At 40.7% G+C, this 14,015-nt stretch carries 11 protein-coding genes, 1 pseudogene and 1 other annotated feature; of the genes and pseudogenes, 8 read left to right on the top strand and 4 right to left on the bottom strand.

Annotated features, from left to right (window positions below):
* Positions 1 to 371, top strand: a pseudogene (tnpA, locus tag AACU95_RS06925) (IS200/IS605 family transposase); the annotation flags it as partial.
* Between the two features lie 50 nt (positions 372 to 421).
* On the opposite strand, the gene ettA reads toward tnpA, so the two are convergent.
* Positions 422 to 2,089, bottom strand: a complete 1,668-nt coding sequence (gene ettA / locus AACU95_RS06920; RefSeq protein WP_004248950.1) for an energy-dependent translational throttle protein EttA — start codon at positions 2,087 to 2,089, stop codon at positions 422 to 424.
* A 341-nt stretch (positions 2,090 to 2,430) separates the two neighbouring features.
* Between ettA and sltY the strand changes: the two genes are divergently transcribed.
* A complete protein-coding gene (sltY, locus tag AACU95_RS06915) occupies positions 2,431 to 4,350 on the top strand; it encodes a murein transglycosylase (RefSeq protein WP_004248951.1) in 1,920 nt (639 codons plus the stop codon).
* Between the two features lie 101 nt (positions 4,351 to 4,451).
* Entirely contained in the window at positions 4,452 to 4,763 is a 312-nt protein-coding gene (gene trpR / locus AACU95_RS06910; RefSeq protein ID WP_004248952.1) for a trp operon repressor, read from the top strand.
* A gap of 89 nt (positions 4,764 to 4,852) precedes the next feature.
* Here the strand turns inward: trpR and yjjX are convergent, their stop codons facing one another.
* Positions 4,853 to 5,392 (bottom strand): inosine/xanthosine triphosphatase, encoded by a 540-nt coding sequence (gene yjjX, locus AACU95_RS06905; protein ID WP_004248953.1) that lies wholly within the window; start codon positions 5,390 to 5,392, stop codon positions 4,853 to 4,855.
* A gap of 51 nt (positions 5,393 to 5,443) precedes the next feature.
* Here yjjX and gpmB point away from each other — a divergent pair, with 51 nt between their 5' ends.
* Positions 5,444 to 6,091, top strand: coding sequence for a 2,3-diphosphoglycerate-dependent phosphoglycerate mutase GpmB (gpmB, locus tag AACU95_RS06900; RefSeq protein WP_004245229.1), 648 nt, complete (start codon positions 5,444 to 5,446; stop codon positions 6,089 to 6,091).
* A gap of 43 nt (positions 6,092 to 6,134) precedes the next feature.
* Here gpmB and robA read toward each other — a convergent pair whose 3' ends face one another.
* On the bottom strand, positions 6,135 to 7,037 hold the full coding sequence (gene robA, locus AACU95_RS06895; RefSeq protein ID WP_036894192.1) for an MDR efflux pump AcrAB transcriptional activator RobA: 903 nt from the start codon (positions 7,035 to 7,037) through the stop codon (positions 6,135 to 6,137).
* Positions 7,038 to 7,238: 201 nt separating this feature from the next.
* Between robA and creA the strand changes: the two genes are divergently transcribed.
* Positions 7,239 to 7,715, top strand: a complete 477-nt coding sequence (creA, locus tag AACU95_RS06890) for a protein CreA (RefSeq protein ID WP_004248955.1) — start codon at positions 7,239 to 7,241, stop codon at positions 7,713 to 7,715.
* Between the two features lie 182 nt (positions 7,716 to 7,897).
* Here creA and arcA read toward each other — a convergent pair whose 3' ends face one another.
* A complete protein-coding gene (gene arcA, locus AACU95_RS06885) occupies positions 7,898 to 8,614 on the bottom strand; it encodes a two-component system response regulator ArcA (RefSeq protein ID WP_004245226.1) in 717 nt (238 codons plus the stop codon).
* Between the two features lie 678 nt (positions 8,615 to 9,292).
* Positions 9,293 to 9,411 (top strand) — a sequence feature (Thr leader region).
* A gap of 21 nt (positions 9,412 to 9,432) precedes the next feature.
* On the opposite strand from arcA, the gene thrA reads away from it, so the two are divergent.
* The 3 genes from thrA to thrC form a co-directional block, all read left to right on the top strand.
* Positions 9,433 to 11,892, top strand: a complete 2,460-nt coding sequence (thrA, locus tag AACU95_RS06880; RefSeq protein WP_036971259.1) for a bifunctional aspartate kinase/homoserine dehydrogenase I — start codon at positions 9,433 to 9,435, stop codon at positions 11,890 to 11,892.
* 2 nt (positions 11,893 to 11,894) lie between these two features.
* Positions 11,895 to 12,824 (top strand): homoserine kinase, encoded by a 930-nt coding sequence (thrB, locus tag AACU95_RS06875; RefSeq protein WP_004248956.1) that lies wholly within the window; start codon positions 11,895 to 11,897, stop codon positions 12,822 to 12,824.
* 3 nt (positions 12,825 to 12,827) lie between these two features.
* On the top strand, positions 12,828 to 14,015 hold a 1,188-nt coding region (thrC, locus tag AACU95_RS06870; protein WP_161737209.1), incomplete at its 3' end, for a threonine synthase.

Below are 14,015 nucleotides of genomic sequence, written 5' to 3'. Positions count from 1 at the left end.
GCTACTTTGCCAGTGTTTGTGCTGATTTTGATGTTGAACTGGTTGAAATGGATGGGGAACGGGATCACGTTCATTTACTGATTAATTACCCGCCAAAACTGGCGATATCTAATCTGGTTAACAGCCTTAAAGGGGTATCGAGTCGATTACTTCGACGTGATCGTCCTGATATTGCCCAACGTGATTACTACAAGGGGGTTCTTTGGTCGCCGAGTTATTTCGCGGGGAGTTGTGGTGGCGCACCAATATCCATTATCCGCCAGTACATTGAGCAACAGGAAACACCGAGTTAGTTAAAAAACCGCGCCTTATATCCCCGACCTGAAGGACGGGGTTTTACGGTGCTTTGGATAAAACGTAAAGAGAGATAATAAAAAAGCAGAGGGTGAGCTCTGCTTTTTTGCGTTCAGCTAAATAATGATTACTTAGTGATGCGTTTATATTTCATGCGACGAGGTTGGATAGCTTCGTTACCTAATGTCCGTTTTTTATACTCTTCATATTCAGTAAAGTTACCTTCAAAGAATTCGACTTTACCTTCATCTTGATAATCGATGATATGAGTGGCGATACGGTCTAGGAACCAACGGTCATGGGAAATGACCATAGCACAACCTGGGAATTCTAATAGCGCATTTTCTAAGGCGCGTAGCGTTTCAACATCCAGATCATTGGTCGGTTCATCGAGCAGCAACATATTACCGCCGACTTGGAGAAGTTTCGCAAGGTGTAAACGTCCACGCTCACCTCCGGACAGTTCGCCAACGCGTTTACCTTGGTCAACGCCTTTAAAGTTAAAGCGGCCCACATAAGCGCGACTTGGGATTTCAAAGTTACCAATGCGCATAATATCTTGACCACCAGAAACTTCTTCCCAAACCGTTTTGCTGTCATCCATACTATCGCGGAACTGATCAACAGAGGCCAGTTTCACGGTCTCCCCTAAAGTCACGGTTCCTGAATCGGGTTGTTCTTGACCTGAGATCATACGGAACAGCGTTGATTTACCGGCACCATTTGGACCGATAATACCGACGATAGCGCCTTTAGGAATGGAGAAACTTAAATCATCAATCAGAACGCGATCACCATAAGATTTAGTGAGGTGGCTCACTTCTAGCACTTTATCCCCTAAACGAGGTCCAGGTGGAATAAATAGTTCACTGGTTTCATTACGTTTTTGGTAATCAACGCTATTGAGTTCTTCAAAGCGAGCAAGACGAGCTTTACCTTTAGCCTGACGACCTTTAGGATTTTGGCGGATCCACTCAAGTTCTTTTTGAATTGATTTATGGCGAGCGGCTTCAGTGGCTGCTTCTTGTTCAAGACGCGCATCTTTTTGCTCTAACCAAGAGGAGTAGTTACCTTCCCACGGAATACCTTCTCCACGGTCAAGTTCTAAGATCCATCCTGCGACATTATCAAGGAAGTAACGGTCGTGGGTAATCGCCACAACAGTGCCTTCATAATCATGTAAGAAGCGTTCTAACCAAGCAACAGACTCAGCATCCAAGTGGTTAGTCGGTTCATCTAACAACAGCATATCTGGCTTTTCTAACAGTAAACGACAGATAGCCACACGGCGACGTTCACCACCAGAAAGATGTTCAATTTTGGCATCCCAATCTGGTAAACGTAGTGCTTCTGCTGCACGCTCTAATTGGTTATCAAGATTATGACCATCGTGAGATTGAATAATCGCTTCTAGCTGACCTTGCTCTTTTGCCAGTTGGTCAAAATCAGCATCAGGATCAGCATAAGCTGCATACACTTCATCAAGACGATTGAGTGCATTTTTGACTTCGCTTACCGCTTCTTCAACGGCTTCACGAACCGTTTGTTGTGGGTTTAATTTTGGCTCTTGTGGCAAGTAGCCAATTTTTAGACCCGGTTGTGGACGTGCTTCACCTTCGATATCGGTATCGATACCGGCCATGATACGCAGTAAGGTTGATTTACCGGCACCATTTAGACCAAGCACACCAATTTTCGCGCCCGGAAAGAAGCTGAGTGAGATGTTTTTAAGGATATGTCGCTTAGGGGGAACAACTTTCCCGACACGCAACATACTATAAACGTATTGAGCCACTATAATTACCCTTTGATTATAAAAGAGATTTTATCTGAAGTGTCAGTTTTTGCGTTAAACACAAAAGAATGTAAATAAGCAATGAATATATGACACCTAAATGAACAATAGTAAAGTCAATGTCAGTATTTTGCCAAAGACCCGAAAACGATGAAAGTCGCCAGTATACCCGATTTATAAAAGAAAACCTTAGGTAAAAGAGAGGTTTTTATCATCCTTGAGTGCTTGTTAGAAAAGTGAGGAAAATTTCATTTAAAGAGGGAACTAACATTGTTAATGATTATCATATTAGCTAATGTATTTATTCTTTGGATGTTTAAATTTGAGGTGGGAGAGGTAACGTGGTTAAGCAAAAGTGGTCCTTCGTCTTGGCAATTAGTACATTGTGTTTCTCTGCGTGGGCACAAGCAGATTCATTAAGTGAACAACGAACACGTTACCAAGAAATTAAAGCAGCTTGGGATGCTAAAGATACAGCACAAGTTGAAAAATTATTACCGACATTACAAGATTATCCTCTTTATCCCTATCTTGAATATCGCCAAATTACCGACAATCTTGATGTGGTCGCTCCGGCTGTGGTGACTGAATTTGTCGAAAAATATCCAACTTTGCCACCCGCGAAAGCACTACCTTCTTTGTTTGTTAATGAGTTAGCAAAACGTCAAGAGTGGCAAAACTTACTGACTTTTAGTCCTAATCCTCCTAAGCCTAAAGCAGCAAGGTGTAACTACTATTATGCTAAATGGGCGACAGGGGATAAACAAACGGCGTGGGTTGGTGCAAAAGAAGCGTGGTTAAACGGTACTTCTATGCCTTCAAGCTGTGATCCGCTATTTGATGAGTGGCAAAAAGCAGGAAATTTAAGCATTGAATTAGTGTTAGAGCGGATTAATTTAGCAATAAAAAGTGGTAATACTGGGTTAGCAACTTATTTAGCTAAGCGATTGCCGATGGATTATCAAACGATTAACGATGCCATTGTTGAACTACAAGATCACCCTAATCTGGTTGCTCGTTATGCCACACAACTTTCACCAACAGATTTTACGCGTAATATTGTACAAGCCGCATTTTCACGTTGGGCGCGAAAAGATGCCGATAGTGCAAGAGCACAGCTTGATAGTATTGCCAGAGCTCAAAAAATGACGACAGCTGAACGCCAATTAATGCGTGATACGGTCGCTTGGCAATATATGCCATATGCCACACCAGAGCAGGCTAAATGGCGTGATAGTGTGATACAAGATACCGCTTCAGATACCCTGCGTGAGCGTCGTGTGCGTTTAGCGTTAAGCCAAAATCAGCCCGCAGAATTAGCTTTATGGTTAGAAAGATTATCACCTGAAAGTAAAAATAAAGAGGAGTGGCGTTATTGGCGAGCGATGGTGTTGCAATCGCAAGGTAAAAACAGTGAAGCACAAGCGCTTTTACAAGAACTAACACAACATCGCGGTTTTTATCCTATGGTGGCGGCTGAAAAGCTAGGTAAACCTTATGTTATGGTAATAGACAAAGCGCCAAGTGTTTCACCCACAATTCCACAGCAACCTGAAGTGCAACGAGTACGCGAATTAATGTATTGGCAAATGGATAATTTAGCGCGTACTGAGTGGGCAAATTATGTTGCCACCCAGCCTGCTACCACACAATCTCAACTAGCGCGTTATGCTTTTGAGCAACAATGGGCTGACTTAGCAGTACAAGCAACGATTACTGGTAAAATGTGGAACCATTTAGAAGAGCGTTTCCCACTTGCATGGCAAAATGAATTTGAACGATATACGAAAGATAAAGCGATAGATCGCAATTATGCGATGGCGATCGCTCGCCAAGAAAGTGCATGGAACCCACAAGCTCGCTCTTCAGCTGGGGCAACGGGTCTTATGCAAGTGATGCCGAAAACCGCAGAGTTCACGGTAAAACAAGCAGGTATTACCGGGTATGCAAGTAGTGCGCAACTGACAGATCCGGTTAAAAATATTGAAATTGGTACCGCTTATCTTGATTCTGTTTATCAGCGTTTTAATCAAAACCGTATTTTATCTAGTGCTGCCTATAACGCAGGTCCTGCACGGGTTGACCGTTGGTTATCTGATGCTAATAACCAACTAGATGCTATTGCTTTTATTGAGAGCATTCCTTTCGCAGAAACGCGTGGTTATGTCAAAAATGTACTCTCATTTGCGGTGTTTTATAGCTATTTTGCCGGAGAGCAACAACCGGTATTAACTCAAACTGAGTGGAATAGTCGTTATTAATGAGATAATTAAGCGATTTATTAATGGAACCTCTTTGTCACAGGATAAAATATGCTATAGTTTGTACTAGTTTATGAGTGTGGCTAGAAGAGGTTCCCACTATGCTAGATCCTGCATTATCACCAGAAGAGAATGAACACTGGGTACGTTTTGTTGAGTTATTACGCCAAGCGTTTGAACAGGGAGTTGAATTTCCTGTTTTACAACTTTTAATGACGCCAGATGAGCGCAGTGCATTAGCAACAAGAGTGCGTATTGTTCAAGAATTAATGCGTGGGGAATTAAGTCAGCGAGAGCTAAAAGAGCTATTAGGAGTTGGCATCGCCACTATTACCAGAGGCTCTAATAGTTTAAAAACAGCACCCCATGATGTGAAATTATGGCTTGAAAAAGAGCTTATGATAAAAAAATAATTGCCTATTCGTTAGAAATAAAAATGCCATTTAATCAGTTGGTTAAATGGCATTTTTCTAAAATAGCGACAAGAGGACTATTTAATCACTCATTCATCATCTTTTTTGTTAAGTTGTTTATAAATATCATGAGTGACGGGGACTAAAGCTAATACAATCGCTTGTTGGTAAACAGAAGTGCGGCTTAATAAACCATCAGTAAAATAACCAATAGCGCCACCTTTTTGCTTAATATTATCAATCTTGGTTAAAAATGCCATTTCATCGCCAAGTTCACGACCTTCACGAACACCTTTTAAGATCTGTTCCGGTAGCATTAAACTGGCTGAGCGAGATTCACCGCGAATTTGCTCGTGTTCGATAACAATCCAAGCAAAAGTCATATCGTCTTCAATACCCGCTTCAACACCTACCCAAAAGTCAGCTTCTGGACGTACTTGTCTTGCGGCCATCACACGTTGGCGTGCGCCAGTTCTCGTTTCTGTATTTCCAATAGGTTGCTGTGGAACGCGGCTATCGACATTAATATCTTCAATATCAAAGGTATCTTTACCGAACACTTGCTCAAAGGCGAGTTTGATCGCGTTGATTTTTGCTGGATTCGTAGTGGCTGCAATGACATGATACATAATGAGTTAATCATCCTTTGAAAAATTAGAGCAGTATAACGGAAAAAATGTATGTTACAGGTCTATCTTGTTCGCCACGGTGAAACTGAGTGGAACGTGGCGAGACGTATACAAGGGCAATCTGATAGCCCACTAACAGCAATGGGTGTGCGACAGGCACAACAAGTTGCTGAAAGAGTAAAATCAGCAGGTATTACCCACATAATTTCTAGTGATCTTGGCCGGACTTGTCAGACGGCAGAGATTATTGCACAAGCTTGTCGCTGTGACGTAATCACGGATCCCCGTTTGCGTGAACTTGATATGGGCGTTCTTGAACAGCGAGAGATCGCCACATTAAATACACAAGAAGAAGCTTGGCGCAAGAGTTTAATTGATGGTACACCTGATGGACGAATTCCCCAAGGAGAATCCATGGTGGAATTAGCTAATCGTATGCAGGCTGCTTTAAACAGTTGCTTGGCGTTACCAGAGCATAGCCGTCCTTTACTGGTGAGTCACGGTATTGCATTAGGTTGCCTGCTAAGTACTGTGTTAGGCCTACCTGCTTACGCTGAACGACGTTTAAGACTACGTAACTGTTCAATTTCACGAGTGGACTATCAAAACAGTCCTTGGCTCGCTAATGGATGGGTAATCGAAACAGCAGGGGATGTGAGTCATCTTACTGATATCGCTCTTGATGAAGTACAGCGTTAATGACAATAACAGACTCTCTTTGCTGTAAAAGAGAGTCTTATTGTTAGGCCAATTCGCGTTTAATGGGAATATAATACTCAAAACGCTTAATATGATCTTGTGGCTCGGCGGTCATCACATTGTCATAGTGCACTTCTTTAAGATAATACTTTTCAATATCATGTCCTTTACGGCGAGTAAGCCCCATGGTTGGCAAGCAAACACCATAGATTAAGAATAAAAACTCCTGCATGGCGCCTCGTTTTGCCTCTCCCTCGAAGTCAAAGCGAATATAATCGCCAGCCTCCAATATGACTTCATCAGCAGTATCATCTTCTACAAAACTCGCATAAGCAGGCTCAACGGCGGTGGTGTAGATAACGCGCTGTTCATCTTCATGCTCATCACTGTGTTGCGTATGGTGCAAACCATAAACCTCATGGGGGATAGTGTTTACCTTAGTAATATAATTTTGCCAAAATGTCTGACGCATATCGGAACAAGCATTGGCCCATTGTTCTAGTGTATGGCTACAAGTTTGTTCAATACCAATCAATTTTATCTCCGGTAATTGCACATATGCCCATTTAGGCAAAGGCTGAGGATCTAATTTTATTGGAGGACAAATACCTACAGCACACCACTCATCAGAACGGCGATATAGGGCTGGAGTTCTATCAAACTGCTTTTTAAAGGCGCGAGTAAATGTTTGTTGAGAATCAAAACGATATTGTAAAGCGATATCTAAGATAGGACGACTTGTTAAACGCAATGCCACAGCCGCGCGAGATAGACGCCTCGAACGAATATAAGAACCAATCGCCTGCCCTGTGACTTCTTTAAACATGCGTTGTAGGTGCCACTTAGAGTAACCCGCTTTAGTTGCGACATTATCGAGGGATAGTGGCTGATCCAGATTATTGTCAAGCCAAGCGAGTAAATCACGTATGATGTTGGTTTGATCCATACATCTCCCTTAGTCATATTCGTTTATTTATGCTGTAGATGGTAAATAGCCTGAACGTCTATAACAAGTTATATTGTTAGATAAAGATGAAATATAGTCTTTTTCAATGAGTCATGTATACAAATTATTCTACCAGTTAACAAAAGTTTGCTTTATCCTAGACAAAATCATTCTTTCTTCTTTTTATGGAATAAATTTAATATGTTTAATTTCAAAAAGATACTCGCACTTTCTATCTTGCTTCCGATGTCAATAATGGTGAAAGCTGAAGAAATTGGTTATGTCGATACGGTTTTTAAGTTTTTTGGTGCCAATCATAAAATTGTCATTGAAGCTTTTGATGATCCTGAAGTCAAAAATGTCACTTGCTATTTAAGCCGTGCTAAAACAGGGGGCATTTCCGGTAGTTTAGGGCTTGCTGAAGATACCGCCGATGCGGCTATTTCTTGCCAACAAGTAGGGCCAATCGAATTAAGCGAAAAAGTCTTAAAAGGTAAAAATCGTGGTGATGTTGTTTTTCAAAAAAGAACGTCACTAGTCTTTAAAAAGCTACAAGTGGTGCGTTTTTACGATAAAAACCGCCATGCACTGATATATCTTACTTACTCTGATAAGGTTATCGATGGCTCACCGAAAAATGCCATTAGTGCAGTACCCATCATGCCATGGAAAGAGTAATTTTTTTAATTAATTAACAAAATTAATAAGATTAAGTGTAAGAAATTTTTTTAGTTGATAAATTAGTTTCTATTTAAAATAGTCGCTAAGATCAATTTTTATCTTTTATGCTTTAATAAAGAAAAACCCCGAAACTGAAATCCGGGGTTTTTAGCATTATTTTTACTAGGGTAACACTGATATCACTCGTCTAAATCACCACAGAAACGATAACCTTCACCATGGATAGTAGCGATAATCTCAGGTGTATCAGGGGTTGATTCAAAGTGTTTACGAATACGACGAATGGTAACGTCTACAGTACGATCATGAGGTTTTAATTCACGACCCGTCATTTTTTTCAGTAATTCTGCACGAGTTTGGATTTTTCCTGGGTTTTCGCAGAAATGTAACATCGCACGAAACTCACTACGAGGTAATTTATACTGTTCACCTGTAGGGCTAATAAGAGAGCGACTATTAATATCTAGCTCCCAACCATTAAATTTATAGCTTTCAACTAAACGACGCTCTTCTGTGCCATTCGCTAAATTCATAGTGCGTGACAATAAGTTACGAGCACGGATAGTTAATTCACGAGGATTAAATGGTTTAGTGATGTAATCATCGGCACCAATTTCAAGGCCTAAGATTTTATCAACTTCATTATCACGACCTGTTAGGAACATTAATGCAACACTTACCTGTTCACGTAATTCACGGGCTAATAGAAGACCGTTTTTACCAGGAAGATTAATATCCATAATAACCAGATTGATATCATGGTCGGACAGAATATTATGCATCTCGTTGCCATCAGTGGCTTCGTGTACGATATACCCTTCAGCTTCGAATATGCTTTTCAGGGTATTACGAGTAACTACTTCATCTTCAACAATCAGAATGTGCGGGGTTTGCATATTTGCTACCTAAAATTACCAAAAATAGAAAAAGGATATCTGTGTGTAACTTCTGTGTGTGCAAGGTGTGTGGTTATTCATTTTTGTTATTAGCACGCCAAAATTAGACCCAGATGAAAATTCGATAAATAACCATCACGTTATTAATTACAAACATGACCTATTTTACTGACAATGGACGTTAAAATCAGAATGTAAAATGCCCATAGTCTATTAACAGCAATATAACACCTGTTGTATTAAATACCATCTAAAAAGCTAACTTTTGTTGACACATATCAAAATCAAGATAACAGCTTAACCTTGATTTCAATAGTTAACTATATAATTTGATTTATGTAATGCAAAAGAAAAATATATGTTAAATATAGTGAGATTTTATCTTTTTACCAGTTTTGTTACAAAAAAAGAAGTGAAATAAAATACCTTATTATTTGTAAAAGTACAAATGTCTAAGTAACTCTTAAATGGTAGCGTTATTTTCTGTAACTCCCCCTTATTAGTAGTAATATGTATACTACAATATAAGTAATGCTCGAATAAATTTTATTTAAATTGTAGGTAAATTGAGGCAATAGAAAAGAAAAAATTTGACATCTCTCTCGCTTTGCTTTAACCAGTATAGGGTCAAACTAATTTTGAGACAGACAGGATTGTTATGCGTACTTACAGCCCAGTGACTATGAATACAATTATTACCACCACCACCACCGGAATTTTATATTGCGGGGCGGGCTGTCGCATATAAAAAACAAAAAACGAAAAAGCCCGCATTGAGAAATGCGGGCTTTTTTTTGGCGAAAAATCAGGAGAGCTGTATGCGAGTGTTAAAATTTGGGGGAACTTCAGTTGCCAATGCAGAAAGGGTGCTGAATGTTGCTGATATCGCTGAGAAAAAACGAGAGCAGGGACAAGTCGCTCTGGTATTATCAGCACCTGCCAAGATAACGAATTACTTGGTGGCAATGATTGAAAAAACGGCAGAAGGAGAAGAACCTCTCACTCAAGTACGAGAAGCAGAGCAAATCTTCGCTAATCTATTGCAAGGTTTACGAGAAAATCAACCTGGTTTTGATTACCAAGGCTTAAAAGACAAAGTTGAGCGTGAGTTTGCTGAGATTAAACATATCCTGCATGGTATCTCCTTATTAGGGCAATGTCCTGATAGCATCAATGCTGCGATGATTTGTCGTGGTGAAAAGCTTTCGATTGCCATTATGGAGTCGGTGTTACAAGCTAGAGGATATAACGTTACCGTCATTGATCCGGTTAAAAATCTCCTAGCTCAAGGTCATTATCTCGAATCGACAGTGGATATTCCTGAATCAACTCGCCGTATTTCCGCCCTTAATATTCCGAAAGATCATATGATCTTGATGGCAGGTTTCACTGCCGGTAATGAAAAGAATGAGCTTGTGGTTCTCGGTCGTAATGGTTCAGATTATTCAGCCGCCGTATTAGCCGCGTGTTTACGTGCACAATGTTGTGAAATCTGGACGGATGTTGATGGTGTTTACACCTGTGATCCACGCCTCGTCCCAGATGCACACCTATTAAAAGGCATGTCCTATCAAGAGGCGATGGAACTTTCTTACTTTGGTGCCAAAGTCCTTCATCCACGCACTATTGCACCTATTGCTCAATTTCAAATCCCTTGTTTAATTAAAAATACGGGTAATCCAGAAGCACCGGGTACGTTAATTGGTGACGGTCAAAAAGATGACAGCACGCCGGTAAAAGGGATCACTAACCTGAATAATATGGCAATGATCAATGTATCAGGGCCGGGTATGAAGGGAATGGTGGGTATGGCGGCTCGTGTCTTTTCCGTGATGTCGCGAGCAGGAATATCGGTAGTATTAATTACTCAATCTTCATCTGAATACAGTATTAGTTTTTGTGTACCGCAAAAAGAGCTAATTAGAGCGCAAAAAGCACTGTCAGAAGAATTCTATCTAGAGTTAAAAGATGGCGTACTTGATCCGTTAGATATTATGAACAATGTTGCTATCATCTCGGTTGTCGGTGATGGTATGCGCACCCTTAAAGGGATCTCAGCCCGTTTCTTCTCTGCTTTAACTCGAGGCAATATTAATATTGTTGCTATTGCTCAAGGCTCTTCTGAACGTTCTATCTCTGCAGTTATTGCCAATGATGCAGCGACGAATGCGGTGCGTTTATGTCACCAAATGCTCTTTAACACTAACCAAATCGTAGAAGTCTTTATTGTCGGTGTCGGTGGTGTTGGCAGCGCGCTAATCGAGCAGATCCATCGTCAACAAGCATGGTTAAAAAACAAACATATCGACCTACGTGTTTGTGGGATTGCCAATTCACGTGCGATGCTAACCAATATGCAAGGTATCGATTTAGATAATTGGCAACAAGCGCTACAAGCAGCTAAAGAGCCTTTTAGCTTTAGTCAGCTTATTCGCTTAGAAAAAGAGTACCACTTCCTCAATCCTGTGATTGTTGATTGCACTTCAAACGAAATGATTGCACAGCAATACGCCAATTTCTTACAAAATGGCTTTAACGTTGTTACGCCTAATAAGAAAGCCAATACGATGTCGATGGATTACTATCATCAAATTCGCCAATCAGCGGAAGCATCACGTCGTAAATTCTTATATGACACTAATGTTGGTGCGGGTTTACCTGTTATTGAAAACTTACAGAACTTGCTTAATGCTGGCGATGAGTTGGTACAATTTAATGGTATTCTTTCTGGCTCACTCTCTTATATTTTTGGTCAGCTAGATGAAGGAAAAAGCTTGTCTGAAGCGACACTTTCTGCGAAAGAAAAAGGCTTTACAGAGCCAGATCCAAGAGATGATCTCTCGGGAATGGATGTTGCTCGTAAACTGCTTATTCTCGCTCGTGAAGCGGGCTATCAATTAGAGTTGAGTGATATTGATGTAGAGCCTGTTTTACCTAGCTCATTTGATAGTACAGGTGATGTCGAGAGTTTCTTAAACCGCTTACCTCAAGTAGATGTTGAGTTTGATGCTAAAGTCGAAGAAGCCCAAAAGTCAGCGAAGGTATTACGTTATGTGGGGCTCATCAATGAGGGGAAATGCCAAGTCAAAATAATGGCCGTTGATGCTAACGATCCTCTCTTTAAAGTAAAAAATGGTGAAAATGCGCTAGCCTTCTACACTCGCTACTATCAACCAATTCCTTTAGTTTTACGTGGATATGGTGCAGGAAATGATGTCACTGCTGCTGGGGTATTTGCAGATGTATTACGTACACTATCATGGAAATTAGGAGTTTAAAGGTGGTTAAAGTTTATGCACCGGCGTCAATTGGCAATGTGAGTGTCGGTTTTGATGTGTTAGGAGCCGCAGTTTCGCCTATTGATGGTCAATTATTAGGAGATTGCGTAACCGTTGAAGCGGCGCAAGAATTTCAACTTCACAGCAAAGGACGATTTGTTAGCAAATTACCTTCTGATGCTAAGCAAAATATTGTTTATCAATGTTGGGAGCTATTTTGTGAAAAATTAGGTAAACAATTACCTGTCTCGATGACACTTGAAAAAAACATGCCGATAGGCTCAGGATTAGGATCAAGTGCTTGTTCTGTTGTGGCTGCACTTGTTGCATTAAACGAATTTGCTCACAAACCATTTAGTGAAAGCCACTTATTATTAATGATGGGAGAGCTGGAAGGTCGTATTTCCGGTAGTGTGCACTACGATAATGTCGCGCCATGTTATTTAGGTGGTCTACAACTTATTTTGGAACAAAACGACATTATTTGTCAGCCTGTGCCAGCTTTTGACGATTGGTATTGGGTGATGGCTTATCCGGGGATCAAAGTCTCAACGGCACAAGCAAGGGCTATCCTCCCTAAACAATACGATAAAGCTGATATTATTAACCATGGTCGTTATTTATCTGGATTTATTCATGCTTGTCATACACAACAACCAAAACTTGCCGCAAGCTTAATGAAAGATGTGATTGCAGAGCCCTATCGAACACAGTTGCTCCCTGGTTTTGATAAAGCGAGAGAGGCTGCATTACAAAAAGGCGCGCTTGCATGCGGTATTTCAGGCTCAGGGCCAACGCTGTTTTCTATTACTGATTCATTGGCTATTGCCCAAGATGTGGCGCAATGGTTACAACAACATTATGTACAAAACGATGAAGGCTTTGTACACATCTGCCGTTTAGATACTCGTGGCGCAAGAGAGATAGGGTAAGTAATGAAATTATATAATTTAAAAGATAACCAAGAACAAGTCAGCTTTGCTCAAGCGGTTAAACAAGGTTTAGGAAAACAGCAAGGACTCTTCTTTCCCAAAGACTTGCCTTCATTTTCTCAAGCAGAAATTGATGCGCTATTAAAATTAGACTTTGCAACACGCAGTAGCCGTATTTTAAGTGCTTTTATCGGTGATGAAATTCCTGCTGATGTGTTAGCAAAACGTGTGAATACGGCATTTGCTTTTCCTGCGCCAGTGACACAAGTAGAAGAGGATATTAGTTGCCTTGAACTCTTCCACGGACCGACGCTGGCTTTTAAAGACTTTGGTGGCCGTTTTATGGCTCAAATGTTATCAGAAGTCGCGGGTGACCAGCCTGTTACAATTTTAACGGCGACATCCGGTGATACAGGAGCAGCGGTCGCTCATGCTTTCTACAAGTTAGATAATGTCCAAGTCGTGATCCTCTATCCACAAGGAAAAATCAGCCCATTACAAGAAAAGCTATTTTGCACATTAGGGGAGAATATTCATACTGTTGCTATTCAAGATGACTTTGATGCTTGCCAAGCATTAGTCAAACAGGCATTTGATGATGAATATTTAAAGAACACCATGCATTTAAACTCGGCTAACTCGATTAATATTAGCCGCCTACTGGCACAAATCTGCTATTACTTTGAAGCGGTTGCACAAATTCCAGCTGAAAAACGTCAACAATTAGTCATTTCTGTACCAAGTGGTAATTTTGGTGATCTCACTGCAGGATTACTGGCTAAATCTATGGGATTGCCTGTTAAACGTTTTATTGCGGCGACCAATGTGAATGATACCGTTCCTCGCTATTTAGATAGTGGTAAATGGGAACCACATCGGACAATAGCAACACTTTCAAATGCGATGGATGTTAGCCAGCCTAATAATTGGCCTCGTATTGAAGAGTTATATCGTCGCAAAGGTTGGCTGTTGTCTGATCTTTCGCATGGGGCTGTGAGCGATGAAACGACGGAAAAAACTGTACGTGAACTGGCACAAAAAGGCTATATTTCAGAGCCTCATGCGGCGGTTGCTTATCGTCTATTACGTGATGAGCTACAAGACGGAGAATATGGGGTATTTTTAGGTACTGCTCATCCGGCGAAATTTAAAGAAAATGTCGAACGTATTTTAGGTGATACATTACCTTTA

Source organism: Proteus sp. G4415, assembly GCF_963896075.1.
GTDB classification, from domain to species: Bacteria; Pseudomonadota; Gammaproteobacteria; order Enterobacterales; family Enterobacteriaceae; genus Proteus; species Proteus mirabilis.
This window is presented reverse-complemented; position numbering and strand designations above follow the sequence as displayed.

Excerpts from the sequence above, each read along its gene's own strand:
- creA (WP_004248955.1), top strand. The coding sequence starts at position 7,239 with ATGTTTAATTTCAAAAAGATACTCGCACTTTCTATCTTGCTTCCGATG.
- gpmB (WP_004245229.1), top strand. The coding sequence starts at position 5,444 with ATGTTACAGGTCTATCTTGTTCGCCACGGTGAAACTGAGTGGAACGTG.
- trpR (WP_004248952.1), top strand. The coding sequence starts at position 4,452 with ATGCTAGATCCTGCATTATCACCAGAAGAGAATGAACACTGGGTACGT.
- thrA (WP_036971259.1), top strand. The coding sequence starts at position 9,433 with ATGCGAGTGTTAAAATTTGGGGGAACTTCAGTTGCCAATGCAGAAAGG.
- robA (WP_036894192.1), bottom strand. The coding sequence starts at position 7,037 with ATGGATCAAACCAACATCATACGTGATTTACTCGCTTGGCTTGACAAT.
- yjjX (WP_004248953.1), bottom strand. The coding sequence starts at position 5,392 with ATGTATCATGTCATTGCAGCCACTACGAATCCAGCAAAAATCAACGCG.
- arcA (WP_004245226.1), bottom strand. The coding sequence starts at position 8,614 with ATGCAAACCCCGCACATTCTGATTGTTGAAGATGAAGTAGTTACTCGT.